The organism is Streptomyces sp. NPDC047974, assembly GCF_040653375.1.
Taxonomy (GTDB): domain Bacteria; phylum Actinomycetota; class Actinomycetes; order Streptomycetales; family Streptomycetaceae; genus Streptomyces.
Window position 1 is genome coordinate 45,749 of record NZ_JBEZNU010000013.1, and the last position, 17,812, is coordinate 63,560.

General features: G+C 72.7%; 16 protein-coding genes. 11 read left to right on the forward strand and 5 right to left on the reverse strand.

Features of this window, described 5'->3' with window-relative positions; genetic code table 11:
* Positions 1-276: 276 nt before the first annotated feature.
* The 3 genes from AB0E19_RS19675 to AB0E19_RS19685 all read right to left on the reverse strand — a co-directional run bounded on the left by AB0E19_RS19675 (position 277) and on the right by AB0E19_RS19685 (position 3,695).
* Complete coding sequence (locus AB0E19_RS19675; protein ID WP_362181401.1) at positions 277-1,734, reverse strand: catalase; 1,458 nt, start codon at positions 1,732-1,734, stop codon at positions 277-279.
* 192 nt (positions 1,735-1,926) lie between these two features.
* A complete protein-coding gene (locus AB0E19_RS19680) occupies positions 1,927-2,817 on the reverse strand; it encodes a 2-hydroxy-3-oxopropionate reductase (RefSeq protein ID WP_362181403.1) in 891 nt (296 codons plus the stop codon).
* 44 nt (positions 2,818-2,861) lie between these two features.
* Positions 2,862-3,695 carry a TIM barrel protein gene (locus AB0E19_RS19685; protein ID WP_362181406.1) on the reverse strand — a complete coding sequence of 278 codons (834 nt, stop codon included), beginning with the start codon at positions 3,693-3,695 and terminating at the stop codon, positions 2,862-2,864.
* Positions 3,696-3,835: 140 nt separating this feature from the next.
* Between AB0E19_RS19685 and AB0E19_RS19690 the strand changes: the two genes are divergently transcribed.
* The 8 genes from AB0E19_RS19690 (at position 3,836) to AB0E19_RS19725 (ending at position 11,159) form a co-directional block, all read left to right on the forward strand.
* Positions 3,836-4,096, forward strand: a complete 261-nt coding sequence (locus tag AB0E19_RS19690) for a hypothetical protein (RefSeq protein WP_360610128.1) — start codon at positions 3,836-3,838, stop codon at positions 4,094-4,096.
* Positions 4,097-4,140: 44 nt separating this feature from the next.
* Positions 4,141-4,461 (forward strand): helix-turn-helix domain-containing protein, encoded by a 321-nt coding sequence (locus tag AB0E19_RS19695; protein ID WP_360610127.1) that lies wholly within the window; start codon positions 4,141-4,143, stop codon positions 4,459-4,461.
* Positions 4,462-4,616: 155 nt separating this feature from the next.
* The gene (gene uraD / locus AB0E19_RS19700; RefSeq protein ID WP_362181409.1) at positions 4,617-5,132 is read left to right on the forward strand and encodes a 2-oxo-4-hydroxy-4-carboxy-5-ureidoimidazoline decarboxylase; all 516 of its coding nucleotides are present in this window, start codon (positions 4,617-4,619) and stop codon (positions 5,130-5,132) included.
* Positions 5,129-5,536: a hydroxyisourate hydrolase gene (gene uraH / locus AB0E19_RS19705; RefSeq protein WP_169089502.1), complete on the forward strand. Its 408-nt coding sequence runs from the start codon at positions 5,129-5,131 to the stop codon at positions 5,534-5,536. The genes uraD and uraH overlap by 4 nt, the downstream gene beginning before the upstream one ends.
* 5 nt (positions 5,537-5,541) lie before the next feature.
* Positions 5,542-6,465: a factor-independent urate hydroxylase gene (pucL, locus tag AB0E19_RS19710; RefSeq protein WP_360610091.1), complete on the forward strand. Its 924-nt coding sequence runs from the start codon at positions 5,542-5,544 to the stop codon at positions 6,463-6,465.
* A gap of 92 nt (positions 6,466-6,557) precedes the next feature.
* Positions 6,558-7,976, forward strand: a complete 1,419-nt coding sequence (locus AB0E19_RS19715; protein WP_362181414.1) for a nucleobase:cation symporter-2 family protein — start codon at positions 6,558-6,560, stop codon at positions 7,974-7,976.
* Between the two features lie 48 nt (positions 7,977-8,024).
* The gene (locus AB0E19_RS19720; RefSeq protein WP_362181417.1) at positions 8,025-9,413 is read left to right on the forward strand and encodes an 8-oxoguanine deaminase; all 1,389 of its coding nucleotides are present in this window, start codon (positions 8,025-8,027) and stop codon (positions 9,411-9,413) included.
* Positions 9,414-9,809: 396 nt separating this feature from the next.
* Positions 9,810-11,159 (forward strand): nucleobase:cation symporter-2 family protein, encoded by a 1,350-nt coding sequence (locus AB0E19_RS19725; RefSeq protein WP_362181855.1) that lies wholly within the window; start codon positions 9,810-9,812, stop codon positions 11,157-11,159.
* 98 nt (positions 11,160-11,257) lie between these two features.
* Here AB0E19_RS19725 and AB0E19_RS19730 read toward each other — a convergent pair whose 3' ends face one another.
* A complete protein-coding gene (locus AB0E19_RS19730) occupies positions 11,258-11,857 on the reverse strand; it encodes a hypothetical protein (protein WP_362181420.1) in 600 nt (199 codons plus the stop codon).
* Between the two features lie 134 nt (positions 11,858-11,991).
* On the opposite strand from AB0E19_RS19730, the gene AB0E19_RS19735 reads away from it, so the two are divergent.
* The 3 genes from AB0E19_RS19735 to AB0E19_RS19745 all read left to right on the forward strand — a co-directional run bounded on the left by AB0E19_RS19735 (position 11,992) and on the right by AB0E19_RS19745 (position 16,649).
* Positions 11,992-12,945, forward strand: coding sequence for a fibronectin type III domain-containing protein (locus AB0E19_RS19735; protein ID WP_362181424.1), 954 nt, complete (start codon positions 11,992-11,994; stop codon positions 12,943-12,945).
* Between the two features lie 104 nt (positions 12,946-13,049).
* Complete coding sequence (locus tag AB0E19_RS19740) at positions 13,050-14,723, forward strand: hypothetical protein (RefSeq protein WP_362181427.1); 1,674 nt, start codon at positions 13,050-13,052, stop codon at positions 14,721-14,723.
* Between the two features lie 120 nt (positions 14,724-14,843).
* Positions 14,844-16,649: a hypothetical protein gene (locus AB0E19_RS19745; RefSeq protein WP_362181430.1), complete on the forward strand. Its 1,806-nt coding sequence runs from the start codon at positions 14,844-14,846 to the stop codon at positions 16,647-16,649.
* Between the two features lie 6 nt (positions 16,650-16,655).
* On the opposite strand, the gene AB0E19_RS19750 is transcribed toward AB0E19_RS19745, so the two are convergent.
* A complete protein-coding gene (locus AB0E19_RS19750; RefSeq protein WP_362181433.1) occupies positions 16,656-17,801 on the reverse strand; it encodes a GDSL-type esterase/lipase family protein in 1,146 nt (381 codons plus the stop codon).
* Positions 17,802-17,812 lie beyond the last annotated feature (11 nt).

Below are 17,812 nucleotides of genomic sequence, written 5' to 3' on the forward strand. Positions count from 1 at the left end.
GGCGCGACAGGACGTTCGCGCCGCCGGGCGGAGTATGGGGGCTCCCGTGGGGGAGGGCGTTGGGACCGCGGCGGCTCCGACGGACGCTCCGGCCGGTCCCTTCCTTCAGGTCTGGAAGGGGGGTCGGGCGTCCTGGCCACCGCACTGGCTCGCAGCCGCCGCGGTCCTCACGCTGTCCATGAACACCGGCCACCCCTCATCCGGGCCGGTGTTCCGGACGGCGTACGACATTGACCTCCCGTCAGATGCCGTACGCGGTCTGGGAATTCGAGACGACTAGTCCTCGCGCAGGGCGCGGACGGCCTCCTCGACGCGCTTGCCGTACTCGGCGTCGGCGGCGGCGAAGTGGGCGAGGTTCTTCTCGATGACGTCCTCGCGGGACACCTGGGAGAGACCGCCGGCGATGTTGGCGATCAGGCGGGACTTCTCCTCCTCCGACATCAGGCGGTACAGCTCGCCGGCCTGGAAGAAGTCGTCGTCCTTGGTGTGCTGCGGGGCGGCGTGGGTGCCGGTCCAGCCGTGGATCGCGAGCGGCGCGGAGAGCGGCGCGTCGGTCTGGGCCGGGCCCTGGTAGGAGTTGGGCTCGTAGTTCTTGTCGTACCGCGAGCCGTTGCGGGTCGCCATGGCGCCGTCGCGGCCGTAGTTCTCGGCGGCCGTCGCCTTGGGGGCGTTCACCGCGAGCTGGGTGTGGTTGACACCGAGGCGGTAGCGGTGGGCGTCCGCGTAGGCGAAGAGACGGCCCTGGAGCATCTTGTCCGGCGAGGGGCCGATGCCCGGCACGAAGTTGTTCGGGGAGAACGCGGCCTGCTCGACCTCGGCGAAGACGTTGTCCGGGTTGCGGTCGAGGACCATGCGGCCCACGCGCTGCAGCGGGTAGTCGCTGTGCGGCCACACCTTGGTGAGGTCGAAGGGGTTGAAGCGGTAGTCCGCGGCCTCGGCGGCCGGCATGACCTGCACGTACAGGGTCCAGGACGGGTTCACGCCGCGCTCGATGGCCTGGAGCAGGTCCGTCTGGTGCGAGTTGGCGTCCTTGCCGACGAGCTCGGCGGCCTGGTCGGCGGAGAGGGAGCGGATGCCCTGGTTCGTCTTGAAGTGGTACTTGACGAAGAAGGCCTCGCCCGCCTCGTTGGTCCACTGGTAGGTGTGGGAGCCGTAGCCGTTCATGTGACGGTACGAGGCCGGGATGCCGCGGTCGCCCATGAGCCAGGTGATCTGGTGGGTGGCCTCGGGGGCGTGGGCCCAGAAGTCCCAGACGTTGTCCGCCTCCTGCTTGCCCGTGAAGGGGTCGCGCTTCTGGGAGTGGATGAAGTCGGGGAACTTGATCGGGTCCTTGATGAAGAACACCGGGGTGTTGTTGCCGACGAGGTCGTAGTTGCCCTCGGCGGTGTAGAACTTCACCGCGAAGCCGCGCGGGTCGCGGACCGCGTCCGCGCCGCCGAGCGAGTCGGCCACGGTGGAGAAGCGGATGAACAGCTCCGTCTTCCTGCCCACCTCGGAGAGGAAGTCGGCCTTGGTGAAGCCGGTGACGTCGTCGGTCACCTCGAAGTAGCCGTACGCGCCGGAGCCGCGGGCGTGCACCACGCGCTCCGGGATCCGCTCACGGTTGAAGCGCGCGAGCTTCTCCAGCAGGTGCTGGTCCTGGAGGAGGAGAGGGCCACCGACGCCGGCGGTGGCGGAGTTCTGGTTGTCGGCGACGGGGGCGCCGGACTCGGTCGTAAGCACGCGCTTCGACATGGTGGCCTTTCCGTACAGGAACCTGCTGATGACGATGCCGTGGAGCGTAAGTTCGCTCGAAACACGACGTCAACAGTTTGTTGAAAATGAAGTGTGGTGTTCCGGTCGGCGGCGGCGCCTGGGCGCGACAGGACAGGTGTCAGCACCGCCGCCGACCGGAAATCTGGGGCCCCGGGGATCCGGGGCGGTGGATCAGACCTGGGCGCCGGAGAGGCGCTCGACGGCGCGGAGCAGGGCCGAGTGGTCCAGGCCGCCGTCACCCTGGGCGCGCAGCGAGGCGACGAGCTGGGCGACCACGGCGCCGACCGGGAGGGCCGCGCCGACGTTGCGGGCGGCGTCGGTCACGATGCCCATGTCCTTGTGGTGCAGGTCGATCCGGAAGCCGGGCTTGAAGTCCCGGTTCAGGAAGTTGTCCTTCTTGCGGGTCAGCACGGTCGAGCCGGCCAGACCGCCGTTGAGGACGTCGAGGGCGGCGTTGAGGTCCACGCCGGACTTCTCCAGGAAGACCACGGCCTCGGCGCACGCCTGGATGTTCACGGCGACGATGAGCTGGTTGGCCGCCTTGACCGTCTGGCCGGAGCCGTGCGGGCCGCAGAGCACGATGACCTTGCCGAGGGCCTCCAGGATCGGGAGGGCCTCGTCGAAGTCGGCCTGCTCGCCGCCGACCATGATGGAGAGCACGGCCTCGATGGCGCCGGCCTCGCCGCCGGAGACGGGGGCGTCGATGACGCGGATGCCCTTCTCCTTGGCGTTCTTCGCCAGGTCGACCGAGGTCTGCGGGGTGATCGACGACATGTCGATGACCAGGGCGCCCTGCTTGGCGTTCTCCAGGATGCCCTCGGGGCCGTAGGAGATGGCCTCGACCTGCGGGGAGGCGGGCACCATCGTGATGACCACGTCGGCGTCCTTGACGGCCTCGGCGATCGAGCCGGCCACGGTGCCACCGGCGGCGGCGAGGCGGTCCAGCTTGTCCTGCTCCAGCGTGAAGCCGGTGACCGAGTAGCCGGCCTTGATCAGGTTCTCGGACATGGGGGAGCCCATGATGCCGAGACCGATCCACGCGATCTTGGGAAGGTTGCTCATGAGGGTGCCTCTCAAAACAAGGTCGTACGGGGAGGGGGCCTGCGTCAGCGGGCCGGGCGGGCCTCGGCGGCGAGCCATTCGAAGGACGCGGCGGCGTCGGCCGCCTTGTACTCCAGGCCCACGAAGCCGTCGTAGCCGGCCTTCTTCAGCTCGTCGAGGAGCTGCTCCAGCGGGAGCTCGCCGGTGCCCGGGGCGCCGCGGCCCGGCATGTCCGCGATCTGGACGTGGCCGGTCTTCGCCGCGTACTCGGCGATGACGGCGCTGACGTCCTCGCCGTTCATGGCCAGGTGGTAGATGTCGAGGAGGAACTTGGCGTTGCCGAGCCCGGTGGCCTCGTTCACCTTGTCGACGACCTCGATCGCGGAGGGGGCGCTCACCAGCGGGTAGAGCGGCGACTCCGGCTTGTTCAGGGTCTCGATCAGCAGGATCGCGCCGACGCGGTCGGCGGCGCGGGCGGCCAGGACCAGGTTCTCCAGGGCGAGGGCGTCCTGGGCCTCCGGGTCGACGCCCTCCACGCGGTTGCCGTAGAGCGCGTTGAGCGCCTTGCAGCCGACCGAGGCGGCGAAGTCCGCGGCGATGTCGATGTTGGCCTTGAAGCGGTCGGACTCCTCGCCCGGGACCGAGACCGCGCCGCGGTCCGGGCCGGGGAGCTGTCCGGCGTAGAAGTTCAGGCCCACCAGCTGGGTGCCGGCGTCCTCAAGGGCCTTCTTGAGGGCGTCGAGCTCGCTCTGCTCGGGGGTGGCGGTGTCGATCCAGGGCCACCACAGCTCGACCGCGGTGAAGCCGGCCGCGGCGGCGGCCGCGGGGCGCTCCAGGAGCGGGAGTTCCGTGAAGAGGATCGACAGGTTCACATCGAAGCGCTGGTCCGTGTATCCCATGAGGGGCGGCGCTCCTTCCGTATTGCGGAAGTCGTTTTCTGTCTGACGGAATGTTGCAAGTGGAGTGCCCGGCTTGTCAAGGGCTCCCTCCGACTTCAGGGCTCCCCAGGCCCTGGTCCGGGCCGTAGCGTGGGGGCATGGTGCGTTTGAGAGTGGAGTTCACGACCGAGCCGTTCGACCTCGACGAGGCGCCGGCCCACGCGGTCGTGGCTCGTGAGGTCATCCAGTCGGCCGAACTGGACGCCGTCGATGTCGGCCCCTTCGGCAACACCGCGGAAGGCGGCGCCGACGCCGTCCTCACCGCCGTCGACGAGCTGCTGCGCAAGGCGCTCGGTGCCGGTGCCACCCGGGTCTCGCTCCAGGTCAACGTGATCGGTGAGGGCGGGGAGGACGAGAAGTGACCGAGCATCCCTTGGCGGCGGCGGTGAAGCCGCTGGTCGACGCGATGGGCGCGGAAGTGCTGGAGCCGGCTCAGGCCGCGGCCGATGACATCGTGCTGTCCTGGGAAGGGGAGGACGTCCTCGCCGTACGGCTGCCGCAGCTGTCGGACTCCCTGGACCGCATCCTCGCGGCCATGGAGCGCCGGCACGGGATGCCGCTGGCCGAACTGGACCGCAAGGCCAAGCAGGAGGTCGTGCGGCTCCTGGAGGCGCGCGGCGCCTTCTCCGTGCGTCATGGAGTGGAGACGGTGGCCGGTGCACTCGGTGTCAGCCGCTTCACCGTCTACAACTACCTGAACAGGGAAAACGCCTCCAAGAACGCCTAGTTGATCAAGAATGGCCACAAGCCGTCGTCCGCATGCCGGGACGACGGCTTTTGTGTCACCGAGTTTTCAACAAAGTGTTGACGTCCTGTTGCCGAGGGCGTTAGCTATCCGCAGCCCGTCCGACGCACAGCGAAAAACAGCCACGGAGGCTTCCCGTGACTTCAGGTACGACACCGGGCCTCACCCGGTTCAACACCTCGGCGGACAGCGAGGCTCTCGCCGCGCTCCACGAGGTGTGCTCCAGTTCGGCGTGGGGGAGCAAGATCCTCGCCCAGCGCCCGTACACCACCGCCGAAGCCCTCTTCCTCGCCGGCGACGCCGCCATGGCCGAGCTGACCGCCGAGGACCTGGCCGAGGCGATGGCGGGCCACCCGCCGATCGGTCGTCCGAAGGAAGGGGACGCCACCTCCACCCGCGAGCAGAGCGGGATGGCCGGCTCCTCCGCCGAGCTCAAGGCCGAGATGCTCGAACTGAACCTGGCCTACCAGGAGCGCTTCGGCCACGTCTTCCTCATCTGCGCCACCGGCAGGACCGGCGAGCAGATGCGCGACGCGGTCAAGGACCGGATCGGCAACTCGCCCGAGCAGGAGCGCGAGATCGTCCGCGCCGAACTGGGCAAGATCAACCGCATCCGGCTCACCCGTCTCGTAGAGGAAGAGAGCGCCGCATGAGCACCGACACCACGGCCTCGGTGTCCACCCACATCCTGGACACCAGCATCGGACGCCCCGCGGAGGGCGTGGCGATCACCCTCGCCGCCCGCGCCGGCTCCGACGCCGCCTGGGTCGCGCTCGGCGGCTCGGCCACCGACGCCGACGGACGGTGCAAGGACCTGCCGGCCCTGCCGGTCGGCACCACCCACGTACGCCTCGACTTCGAGACCGAGGCGTACTTCCTGAGCAAGCAGAACCAGCAAGCCGAGGCGCAGCAGGACGCCCCCGCGAATCGGGACAGCGGTCCGGCCGGTGCTTTCTTCCCGGAGGTGGCGATCACGTTCGCCGTCACGCCGGGCGAGCACTACCACGTACCGCTGCTGCTCAACCCGTTCGGCTACTCCGTTTACCGAGGGAGCTAGCAGACATGCCCACGATTCTCGGCCAGAACCAGTACGGCAAAGCAGAGAACCGCGTCGTCAAGATCACGCGGGACGGCGCCACCCACCACATCAAGGACCTGAACGTCTCCGTCGCCCTCTCCGGCGACCTCAGCGACGTCCACCTCACCGGCTCCAACGCCCACTGCCTCCCCACCGACACGACGAAGAACACCGTCTTCGCGTTCGCCAAGGAGTACGGCATCGAGTCCGCCGAGCAGTTCGGCATCCACCTCGCCCGCCACTTCGTGACGAGCCAGGAGCCGATCAAGCGGGCCCGGATCCGGATCGAGGAGTACTCCTGGGAGCGCATCGCCTCCTCGGACGCCAACTCCAAGTTCATCGGCGCCGACGAGGTCAACCACTCCTTCGCCCGCAAGGGCCAGGAGACCCGCGTCACCCAGATCACCTACGACGGCGAGAAGTGGGAGGTCATCTCCGGCCTCAAGGACCTCGTCGTCATGAACTCCACCAACTCGGAGTTCTGGGGCTACATCAAGGACCAGTACACCACCCTCCAGGAGGCGTACGACCGCATCCTGGCCACCCAGGTCTCCGGCCGCTGGCGGTTCAACTGGACCGACGACGACCAGCGCATGCCCAACTGGGAGCGGTCCTACGAGCAGACCAGGAAGCACATGCTCGAGGCGTTCGCGGAGACCTACTCGTACTCCCTCCAGCAGACGCTGTACCAGATGGCCACGCGGATCATCAACCACCGCGCGGAGATCGACGAGGTGCGCTTCTCGCTCCCCAACAAGCACCACTTCCTGGTGGACCTGGAGCCCTTCGGGCTCAAGAACGACAACGAGGTCTACTACGCCGCGGACCGCATGTACGGCCTCATCGAGGCCACGGTCCTGCGCGACGGCGCCGAGGCGCTGATCCCGGTCGACATGACCAACCTCTGAGTGGCACCACATCTCTGAGCGGCACTGAGTGACCCGGTCCCCGCCCGCCCGCAGTCGGGCGGGGACCGGCACCAGACCGGAGGGAACCCAGCATGGCACTGCCCGCAAAGGGGCCGGCGTCCGCCGAAGGCCCGTGTTCCACCCCGTCGACCACCGAGGCCCCTGCCCAGGCCGCCGCCCATCCGGTCGACGAGAAACTCCCCGCCTCGCGGCTCGTCCCCGCGGCGCTCCAGCACATCGCCGCCATGTACGCCGGCGTCGTCACCCCTCCGCTCATCATCGGCCAGGCCGTCGGCCTGGACGCGGCCGGGATGACCCGGCTCATCGCCGCCAGCCTCCTGATCGCCGGTCTCGCCACCATCCTGCAGACCCTCGGCATCCGGAACTTCGCCGGCAACCGGCTCCCGTTCGTCAACGCGGCCTCCTCCGCGGGCATCGCCCCCATGCTGGCCATCGCCGAGACGAGCGCCCCCGGACACCAGCTCCCCGCCATCTACGGCGCGGTCATGGTCGCCGGAGTCTTCTGCCTCGCCGTCGGCCCCTTCTTCGGCCGGCTCCTGCGCTTCTTCCCGCCGCTCGTCACCGGCGTCGTCATCACCCTGATCGGCGTCACCCTGATGCCGGTGCCCGTCAGCTGGGCCCAGGGCGGCGACAAGACCGCCGCCGACTTCGGCGCCATGAAGTACCTCGCCCTCGCCGGCTTCACCCTGGTCGTCGTCCTGCTCTTCCAGCGCTTCGGCCGCGGCTTCGTCAAGCAGATCGCCCTGCTCCTCGGCCTGCTCATCGGCACCCTCGCCGCGATCCCCTTCGGGATGGCGGACTTCACCGCCCTGCGCGAGGCGCCCGTCGCCGCCCTGCCCTCTCCCTTCGCCTTCGGCGCTCCCGAGTTCCAGCCCGCCGCGATCCTCTCCCTGTGCATCGTGATGCTGGTCCTGATGACCGAGTCCAGCGCCGGCATGCTCGCCCTCGGCGAGATCTGCGAGCGCCCCAGCGACGGGAAGACCATCACCCGGGGCCTGCGCACCGACGGCATCGCCACCCTGCTCGGCCCCGTCTTCGGCGGCTTCCCGACCTCCGCCTTCGCGCAGAACGTCGGCGTCGTCTCGCTCACCCGGGTCCGCTCCCGCTACGTGGTCGCCGTCGCCGGCGGCGCCCTCCTGGTGCTCGGCGCCTTCCCGGTGCTCGGCGCGGTCGTCTCCATGGTCCCGATGCCCGTCCTCGGCGGCGCCGGCATCGTCCTCTTCGGCTCGATCGCGGTCAGCGGCATCCGGACCCTCTCCGAGGCCGGCCTCGACGACAGCTCCAACATCATCCTGGTGGCCGTCGCGCTCGGCGCGGGCATCATCCCGCTCGCCGCACCCACCTTCTACGCCGGCTTCCCCGCCTGGGCACAGACCGTGCTCGGATCCGGCATCAGCGCGGGCGCGCTCGTCGCCGTCCTGCTGAACCTCTTCTTCCACCATCTCGGCACCCGGAGCCGTCAGACGGCCCCGGCACTCAAATCCTCCTAGGGTCCTGCCGTGCCCACCCCACCCATGAGGAATGAAGGAAGCACCGCCATGGCAGCACCTTCGGCAGCCCAGCGCATCGTCATCGAGAACGCGGCGATCGCCACCGTCGACGCGAACGACACCGAGTACGCCTCCGGCTACCTCGTCGTCGCCGACAACAGGATCGAGTCCCTCGGCCCCGGCAAGGCCCCCGAGAACCTGGAGAACGTGGTCCGGCGGATCGACGCCACCGGCCACCTGATCACCCCGGGCCTGGTCAACACCCACCACCACTTCTACCAGTGGATCACCCGGGGCCTGGCCACCGACCACAACCTCTTCAACTGGCTGGTCGCGCTCTACCCGACCTGGGCCCGCATCGACGAGCAGATGGTGCGCGTCGCCGCCCAGGGCTCGCTCGCCATGATGGCCCGCGGCGGCGTCACCACCGCCATGGACCACCACTACGTCTTCCCGAAGGGCTCCGGCGACCTCTCCGGCGCCATCATCGGCGCCGCCTCCGAGATGGGCGTGCGCTTCACCCTGGCCCGCGGCTCCATGGACCGCAGCGAGAAGGACGGCGGCCTGCCGCCGGACTTCGCCGTCGAGACCACCGAGGGCGCCCTCGCCGCGACCGAGGAGACCGTCAAGAAGTTCCACGACGCCTCCTTCGATTCGATGACGCAGGTCGCCGTCGCCCCCTGCTCGCCCTTCTCCATCTCCACCGAGCTGCTCCGCGAGGGCGCCGCCCTCGGCCGCCGCCTCGGCGTGCGCATGCACACCCACGGCTCGGAGACGGTGGAGGAGGAGAAGTTCTGCCACGAGCTCTTCGGCATGGGTCCGACCGACTACTTCGAGTCGACCGGCTTCCTCGGCGAGGACGTGTGGATGGCGCACTGCGTCCACATGAACGACTCCGACATCGCCGCCTTCGCCCGCACCAAGACCGGTGTGGCCCACTGCCCCTCGTCGAACGCGCGCCTCGCCGCCGGCATCGCCCGCGTCCCCGACATGCTGAAGGCGGGCGTCCCGGTCGGCCTCGGTGTCGACGGCACCGCCTCCAACGAGTCGGGCGAGCTCCACACCGAGCTCCGCAACGCCCTGCTCATCAACCGCCTCGGCGCCCACCGCGAGTCCGCGCTCAACGCCCGCCAGGCCCTGCGCCTCGGCACCTACGGCGGTGCGGAGGTCCTCGGCCGCGCCGACAACATCGGCTCCCTCGAAGCGGGCAAGCTCGCCGACTTCGTCCTCTGGAAGATCGACGGCCTCGGCCACTCCTCGATCGCCGACCCGGTCACCGCCATCGTCTTCGGCGCGGCGGCCCCGGTCACCGCCTCCTTCGTCAACGGCAAGCAGATCGTCGAGAACAACCGGCTGCTCACCGTCGACGAGGACACCATCGCGCGCGACGCGCGCACGGAGGCCCAGCGCCTGGCCCGCATCGCGGCCCAGGCCTGACCCTCCCCCCGGAGTCCGGTCGGGGGGGACGGCCCCCGACCGGTCGCCGCGGACCCGAGCGGGATCCGCGGCAGCCCGACCGGGCGGCGCCGTACGCACCCGTCGTACGGCGCCGCCCGGGACGGCCACACCCGCCCGTACCCCCACCGGGCACCCCGTCCCCGCGCCGCACCCCTTCCTCCGGCGCACCGCACCACCCCGCAACGAGCCGCACCTCCTGCACTTCGCACCGCATCGCACCACCTCCCAGACACCCGCGTCACCGCCGACGTGTAACCGACCGGAGGAACCGCCGTGGCCGACGAGCCCCAGGTTCGCAATGCACAAGACGCAGGCACCACCGACCCCGGAGACGACACCAGACATCCGGTCGACGAGACCCTGCCCCCTCTGAAGATGTTCACCAGCGGCCTCCAGCACGTGGCCGCCATGTACGCGGGAGTGGTGGCCCCGCCGCTGATCGTCGGAGCGGCCGTCGGCCTCTCCGGCACCGAACTCACCTTCCTGACCGGCGCCAGCCTCTTCACCGCCGGCCTCGCCACCTTCCTCCAGACCCTCGGAGTCTGGAAGATCGGCGCCAAGCTGCCCTTCGTCAACGGCGTCACCTTCGCGGGCGTGGCCCCGATGCTCGCCATCATCGACACCACGAAGGACAAGTCGGACGCGCTGCCCGTCATCTTCGGCGCGATCATCGTCGCCGGTCTGCTCGGCTTCCTCGCCGCGCCGTGGTTCTCCCGGCTCGTGCGCTTCTTCCCGCCGGTGGTCACCGGCACCGTCATCACGCTCATCGGCATCTCGCTGCTGCCGGTCGCCTTCGGCTGGGCCCAGGGCCCCAACCCCGCGGCGGACGACTACGGTTCGGGCAAGTTCCTCGCCCTGGCCGCCGTCACCCTGGCCATCGTCCTGCTGCTGCGCCGCTTCACCCGCGGCTTCCTGAAGCAGATCGCCGTCCTCGTCGGCCTGGTCCTCGGCACCCTGATCGCCATACCCTTCGGCGCCACCGACTTCTCCCCGGTGACCGAGGCGGACATCGTCGGCTTCCCGAGCCCCTTCCACTTCGGCGCCCCGCAGTTCGCGCTCGCCGCGATCATCTCCATGTGCGTGGTCATGCTGGTCTCGATGACCGAGTCCACCGCCGACATGCTGGCGCTCGGCGAGATCGTCGAGCGGCCCGCCGACGAGAAGACCATCGCGGCCGGTCTGCGCGCCGACACCCTCGGCTCGGCGATCAGCCCGCTCTTCAACGGCTTCATGTGCAGCGCCTTCGCACAGAACGTCGGCCTGGTCGCCATGACCCGGATCCGCAGCCGCTTCGTCGTCGCCTGCGGCGGCGGCCTGCTGGTCCTGATGGGCCTCTCGCCGGTGATGGCCTCGCTGATCTCGGTGGTGCCGCGCCCGGTCCTCGGCGGCGCCGGCGTCGTCCTCTTCGGCTCGGTCGCGGCCAGCGGCATCCAGACCCTGGTCAAGGCCGGCCTGGAGAAGGACAACAACGTCCTCATCGTCGCCGTCTCGCTGGCCGTCGGCATCATCCCGATTACCAAGCCGGACTTCTACCACGCCTTCCCGCAGACCGCGCAGATCATCCTGGACTCCGGCATCTCCACCGGCTGTGTCGCCGCCGTCCTGCTCAACGTGGTCTTCAACCACTTCGGCCGGCGCGCGGACGACGACGAGGTGACCGCGCCGATGGAACCGGGCGACGAGATCTCCGAGACCCGCACCGCGAAGGCGGCCCACGTCCACTAGCCACGAGAGGACCCGAAGCCTCCACGGCATCCGTCCCGCCCGCCCCGGACCCCGCGCACCCCGCGGGGTCCGGGGCGGCGGCGTGCCGCCCGGTCCCCTCACCGCGACTCCAGGGCGATCCGCCGGGCGCACTCGGGGGCCAGCGCCGGATACGCGGCGGCGATCGCCTCGTACTGCCTGCGCCGCAGCAGCCGCTCGGCCTCGCGGCGGCCCGTGTCGCCGTACAGCCCGTCGAGCAGCGTCTCGTACCGCGCCAGCGTCTGCCGCAGATAGCCCACCTGCCACCGCACCAGGGAGCCGGGCGAGGCCCCGCCGCCCCCGCCGCCCGCCCCGCGCGCCGTGAGCAGCCGCCGGTGGCGCGCCGCCCGCCGCTCCAGCTCGGCCGCCGGCAGCCTCGGCACCAGGAGCGGCTCGGTCCGGATCGCCGCGAGGACGGCCGCCCGCCGCCCCTCGGCCAGGACCCCGACGGCGGTGCTGCGCCCCCGCTCCGCCAGGGACGAGGAGGCCGCCGCGAACTCGGGCGTCCGCTCCACCGCCTCCACCCGCGCCAGCAGGTACAGCCGCAGCGGCGCGAGCGCGTACCGCCGCGGATCGCGCCCCTGCACGTCCGGAAGCCCCAGCAGCTCCCGGATCATCGCGTCGCTCCAGCCGCGCCGCCGCACCCCGGCCGGCGCCACGTACAGCCAACGGTCCGTCATGATCCCCCCAAGAATCGACTACGGAGAGTAACGGTTCCAGTGAAGCGCACCCCACCGACAACGCCCCCTTGCGCACCCCTTCCTCTGCGTGCCATATAGGTCTGGACCTTTCCGATGGAGATGGAGGCCGGCCCGTGCGACGCCCCCAACGTCAGCTCGCCGCAAGCCTGTTGCTCGTACTCGCGCTCGGCGCCTGCGCCCGCGCCGAACCTCCGGACTCCACCCCGCCCACCACCCCCACCGGCCTCACCGCCGCCTCCGGCAGCTCCACCACCGTCCACGTCATGTGGGAGGCCGCCACCGACGACCGCGCCGTCACCGGCTACCAGGTCCTCCAGGACGGCCGCCCCGTCAAGGACCTGCCCGCCACCACCCTCATGACCGACGTCACCGGCCTCGTCCCCGGCAGCCGCCACGCCTTCGCCGTCGTCGCCCGCGACGCCGCCGGCAACACCTCGCCCGCCACCCCCGCCGTCGCCGCCACCACCCTGCGCGCCACCGCCGAGGACCGCGAACCCCCCACCGCCCCCCGCACCCTGCGCGCCACCCCCGACGGCCCCACCGCCGCCCTCCTCACCTGGACCCCCGCCCGCGACGACACCCGCGTCACCGCCTACGACGTCCACCAGGCCGGCGTCCGGATCCACACCGCCCCCGGCACCGCCACCACCGCCCGCCTCACCGGCCTGCGCCCCGGCACCGCCTACTCCCTCACCCTGCGCGCCCGCGACGCCGCCGAGAACACCTCCCCGGACAGCCCCCCGGCCGAACTCACCACCGCCCCCGCCCCCGGCGCGCCCCCCAACACCTCCCCGCGCGCCCTCGCCGCCGCCTCCGCCGACGGCGAGATCACCCTCAGCTGGACCCCACCCGAGACCGGAGGCCCCGTCACCCACCACGAACTCCACATCGACGGCCGCTTCGCCACCACCATCGTCTGGGGCGCCGCCCCGCCCACCGGCCGCGCCACCTACACCTTCCCGGCCCAGGCGAAACCCGGCACCACCTACACCCTCACCCTCCGCGCCCGCCTCCCCGACGGCACGTGGGGCGACTTCTCCGCCCCACGGACCGTCACCGTCCGCTGATCTTCACGCGCCATGAAGGCGGCTCATAGGATCGTGTGATCAAGATGGGTGGCGGGCCGGCACGGCCGGTGCCACCGAGAACAGACGACACGACCAGGACCAGCGTGACGAACCCGATCGCCCTCGGTGGCGGCGCAGACCCGGAACGGTTCAAGGAGGGCCTCAAGCCGGCAGAGGAGGCCGCGGAGGTCGAGGAGGCGTCGGAGGTCCTGGAGGCCGCGGAGGTCGTGGAGGCCGCGGAGGTCGAGGAAGCGGCGGTGCGCGTCACCGCCGACGCCCTCCGCGCCTTCCTCGCCCGCCGCGCCGAGGCACGGGCAGCCCGGGAGCGGGCCGCCGCCGAAGCCGGCCCCCGCTGGGCCGAACTGCCGCCGTCCCTCGTCACCCGGTTCCTCTCCGGCGAGCAGGCGCTCGCCGGGCTGCGCCCCGAGGCCCTCGACCTCGCCCCCCTCACCCGCGCCCGGGCCGCCGGCCTCGCCCCGTGGCTCGGCGCCCTCGCGGCCCGCCTGGCGAAGGCCGACGCCCGGGCCCGCGCCCTCGCCGCACTCCTGGGCCGTGACGCACCCCTCGGTACCGGGGAGGCCGAGGAGCTGATCGCCCTCGCCGACCTGGCCGCGGCCCCGCACCGGGCGCCGGAGCACTGGCTGGACCCGCGGGTGCTGCCCCGGGTCCGCGAGGCCCGCGCCGAGCTCGCCGACGCCACCCGCCGCCTCGCCGAGGCGGGGGCGGCCGCGTCCGCCGTCTTCCGGCCCGAGATCGTCACCCTTCCCGAACTCCCCGACATCGTCGGCCGGCTGACCGGGGGAGCGCGCGGCATCGGCGGCCTGCTCTCCGCCGCCGTGCGCGCGGACCGCCGGATCATCGGCGCCTTCACCACCGCCGGGTCCTGGCGCGGCGACCTGTACGACACGCTGCCCCTCGCCCTCGCCTGGAGCACCGCCCACGACCGGCTGCGGTCGCTCGTCCGCACCCACGGCGCGCTCCTGGCCCGGTACGTGACGCCGCAACCCCCCGGTCCGGCGGCCCTCGACGCCGCTCTCGCCCACGCCGAGAGCGTCCACCGCCTCGCGCCCGACACCCTGGCGGACCCGCGCCGCCGCGCCCTCCTCGCCGCGCAGCTCGCCGACGGCCGCACGCCCGCCCCCGAACTGACCGGTCACGCCGCCGCGGTGCGCGGCGCGCTGGCCGGCTGGCGGGCGGACCTGCGCCGGCCGCGGCTCGCGGACCGCGCGGAGGGGCTCGCCGGGCATTCGTTCGGCCGGGCCGCCCACTGGGCGAGCGCCCACCTGGCCCCGCTCGCCGCGGCCATGGACCTCCTCGACGCCCTCGCCCCGCCCGGCCGGGGCGACGGCGAACCCGCGCACGCCCCCACCCTGGAAGGGGCGCGGACCGCCCTCGACGCGGTGCGGGAGGCCCGCCGGGCGACCGACGCCCTCGCCGCGCGGGCCGGTGCGGACCGGCTCCTGCTCGGCCCCTGGTACCGGGGGCTCGACACCGAGCCGTCCGGGATCGGCGCACCCCTCCCCGACGCCACGCCGGAGGACGAGGCCGTCGGCGCGCTCCTCGCCCGCGCCCGCGACCTCGCCGTCCGCGCCGACGGCCCCCACGCCGAGGACCGCCACCGCGCCCTCCTCGGCCGGTACGCGCCGGACCACGGCCCCGGCACCGGCAGCGTCGCCCTGTGCCGGGCACTGGACCGCGCCCGTACGGCGGAGCGGCTCGCACGGCTCGTACCGGCGAAGGACGGCGAAGAAGGGCGGAGGACAGCTGAGGAGCGCTGAGGACGGCCGGGTACGGCCGGGTACGGCCGGGAACGGGGACACCCGGGCCCGCCGCCGCCCCGCCCTCCCCGGTTGGTGTCCCTCAGGCCGTTCCCCGTGCCCCCGAACTACCCTGGAACCGTGGCCGAGACCGTTCTCACCAATACCGGGCTGGACAGGTTCCTGGAGCTGCTCGACGGCAGGCCGGAGCACCGTGATCCCGCGTTCCGCCGGGCCGCCGAGGTCGTCCTCGGCCTTCTCGCGCTGCGCGGGGCCGACCGGGCCAGCGGGGTGCCCGAGCCCACGCCGGAGCTGGTGCGGCGCCTCCTCGTCGAGGACCTGCCCGCCTTCGTCTACGTCGCCCCCGGCGAGCTGCCCGGCTACCGGGCGGTCGTCGGCGAGCTCGCCGGACGGTTCGACGGCGGGCTGCGCGAGCGGATCGCCGCCGTCGTCGACGAGAGCGCCGGGGACTTCGAGCGCGCCATGGCCGACCCCGGGAACCTCACCTGGTACCGGTGGTACGCCTCGCTGCTGCGGAGCGTCGGCACCGACCTCGGCGACGCCGACGACGTCCGGCGGCGGATCGGCGCGCTCGACGGGGCGCCGCTGCCCGACGGGGTCCTCCGCGCCGACCTCATGGGCCGTACCGCGCTCGCCGACACCGTGCTCGCCGAGGCCGTCGCCCGCGCCTACGTACGGGACGCCGAGGAGCCGCCCGCCGCCGGGCCGCTCCTCACCGACCACGCCGTCGCCGCCGGCGTCGGCCGGGTCGCCGCCGCGCTCCTCGACCGCTGGACCGCCGCCGGCCTCGCCGACCAGCTCACCGGCGCCTACGCCCGCTTCGCCCCCGGCCCCGACGACTTCCCCCACCTGGTGCTCGCCGACGCGCTCCTCGACGAGCACATGGACTACTACGGCGACCCGTCGATCCCCGTCCCGCCCCCCGCCGCCGTCGAGCCCGCCGCCGCGGGCGACGCCGAGCGGGACGCCGACGCCCTGCTCGCCGCCGTCGAGGAGCTGGCCGAGGAGGAGCACGAGCCCTACGGCGGCGAGGCCCCGCACCTGCTGTACGCGCTCTACCAGCGCGGCTGCGCCGCCGACTCGATCGCCCGGCGCGCCGCCGAGTACGAGGACTGGACCGTCGACCCGGCCCTGGAGGACGTCCCCGTCACCGTCCCCGAGGGGGCCACCGGGGCCTACGTCACCCCGCCCGTGCCCGAACTCGTCCGGCTGCTCGGCTCCACCGGACTCGGCGAGGACGACCGGGCCCGCCTGGAGCGTCCGGCCCGCGAACTCGCCGCCGTCGCCGACCGGCTGGCCGCCACCGGCCTCGTGCTGCGCTCCGGCGACGCCTTCGGGCTCACCCCGCGCGGCGCCGCCACCGTCCGCTACCTCCTGCGGGTCCGCCGGGTCGCCGCGCCCACCGCCGCCGAGGCGGTCGCCTGGTCGGCCGCGGAGCTGGTGGCCGCCGCCGCGCAGTGGCCGCAGGCGCCCGCCGCGCGCGGGCTCGCCGACTGGCTGCACGCGCGCGGGGACACCGCCGACGCCTGGGCGGAGCTGCTGGCCGCGGTCGGCTCCGTCCACGCCCACGCCGCCGAAGGGGCCGACGTACGCGCCCTGTTCGGGCTCCTCGACACCGCCACCGCCCCGCCGGGCGCCCTGCGCGGCGCGCTGCGGGACCCGGTGGTCGGCGCCTACGCGCTGGACGCGCTGCGCGCCCGAGGAGAGGAGGCCGACCCGGTCCAGGTGCCGGCCTCCGCCCGCGCCCTGCACCTGCTGGACCGGCTGCCCGGGAAGAAGGGGCCGCTGGAGTCCCGGCGGGCCGCCTTCGACGCGGCCGCCGCGGACTGGCCGGGCGGCTCGGCCGCCCTCGTCCGGGCGATGGCCGAGGCCGACCGGCACGGCACGGAACGCGTCCTCGGCCCGCTGGGCATCAGCCTGCCGTGAGGTGCGTCAGCCGGTCGTGAGGTACATCCCCGAGGGCCCCGCGCCCGCCGTGTTCCGGCAGGCGCGGTGGCCCGACGGGACGGCGTGGATCAGCGCCAGGCAGCGCCCGAGGGCCTGCTGACCGTAGGCGTTGGGGTGCATGGACTCCTGGACGAGCCCCTGGGTGGACTGGCTGTCGATCCACCGCGCCCACTCGGCGGACGCCCCGGACGGCGGCAGGGACGCCGTCACCTGGCGGCTCGCCTTCGCGCACACCTCGCGCCCCTGGAGCGCGTCCCTCAGGTCGAGGAACTGCGCGCCCTTCGCCACCGCGACCTGGCGCAGCCGCCCGGAGAGCTGCGGGACGAGGGAGTCCCGCGCCCAGTCGGAGTCCTTGTTCCAGAACGGGCAGCCGCCGGTGTTCGTCCGCGACCAGCCGCTCTCGGAGTAGCGGTTCTCGGCGGCGCGGGGGAGCGGCGAGGGGTAGGACTGGAGCACGATCCGGTAGTCGGAGGCGGTGTAGCCCGCGCCGGTCATCACCGCCCGGATCTCGTCGACGGCCTTGCCGACGGAGGCCATCACGGCGTCGATCCTGGCGTCGACCTCGGCCTGCTGGTCGTCGTGGCAGTAGGAGTACCAGACGATGTAGTCGGTGGCGCAGGTGGTGATGATGTCGGCGAAGCCGAGGTCGTTGCCGCCGATCGACAGGGCGATCAGCTTCACGTCGTTCGCGGCGGCGACGGCGGCCAGCCGGTCGGCCTGCGGGGCCTCGCCCTTGTACGCCTGGCCACCCTGCGAGGCGCGGATGACGTTCTCGGTGGTCGCCCCGGAGCAGGCCAGGTTGATCAGGTTGGTCGCGATCGGTCCGGCGCTCCTGACCTCGGAGACGTCCGAGCGGTGGCAGCCGCCGGCGGTGGAGCCGTACACCCGGGACGGGTCGTAGCCGCTGCCGGTCCAGGCGCGGTCGGTGCCGTCGCGGCCGCCGGAGTTCGTGAGGCTGTTGCCGAGCCAGCGGCCGGCCTCGCCGGAGATGTAGCTGTCGCCCATGGCGACGACGGCGGTGGGGCCGGTGCCGGGGGAGGCCTGGGCGGCCGGGGCGGCGGCGGTGGCCAGTCCGGCGGCGGTACACAGTGCCAGGAGTGCGCGCAGCGCGCGGTGGGGGGTCGAGAGCATGGCTGTGTGCT

Coding starts and splice junctions, on each gene's coding strand:
- AB0E19_RS19675 (WP_362181401.1), bottom strand. CDS start 1,734: ATGTCGAAGCGCGTGCTTACGACCGAGTCCGGCGCCCCCGTCGCCGAC.
- AB0E19_RS19680 (WP_362181403.1), bottom strand. CDS start 2,817: ATGAGCAACCTTCCCAAGATCGCGTGGATCGGTCTCGGCATCATGGGC.
- AB0E19_RS19685 (WP_362181406.1), bottom strand. CDS start 3,695: ATGGGATACACGGACCAGCGCTTCGATGTGAACCTGTCGATCCTCTTC.
- AB0E19_RS19695 (WP_360610127.1), top strand. CDS start 4,141: ATGGGCGCGGAAGTGCTGGAGCCGGCTCAGGCCGCGGCCGATGACATC.
- uraH (WP_169089502.1), top strand. CDS start 5,129: ATGAGCACCGACACCACGGCCTCGGTGTCCACCCACATCCTGGACACC.
- pucL (WP_360610091.1), top strand. CDS start 5,542: ATGCCCACGATTCTCGGCCAGAACCAGTACGGCAAAGCAGAGAACCGC.
- AB0E19_RS19715 (WP_362181414.1), top strand. CDS start 6,558: ATGGCACTGCCCGCAAAGGGGCCGGCGTCCGCCGAAGGCCCGTGTTCC.
- AB0E19_RS19720 (WP_362181417.1), top strand. CDS start 8,025: ATGGCAGCACCTTCGGCAGCCCAGCGCATCGTCATCGAGAACGCGGCG.
- AB0E19_RS19725 (WP_362181855.1), top strand. CDS start 9,810: ATGTTCACCAGCGGCCTCCAGCACGTGGCCGCCATGTACGCGGGAGTG.
- AB0E19_RS19730 (WP_362181420.1), bottom strand. CDS start 11,857: ATGACGGACCGTTGGCTGTACGTGGCGCCGGCCGGGGTGCGGCGGCGC.
- AB0E19_RS19750 (WP_362181433.1), bottom strand. CDS start 17,801: ATGCTCTCGACCCCCCACCGCGCGCTGCGCGCACTCCTGGCACTGTGT.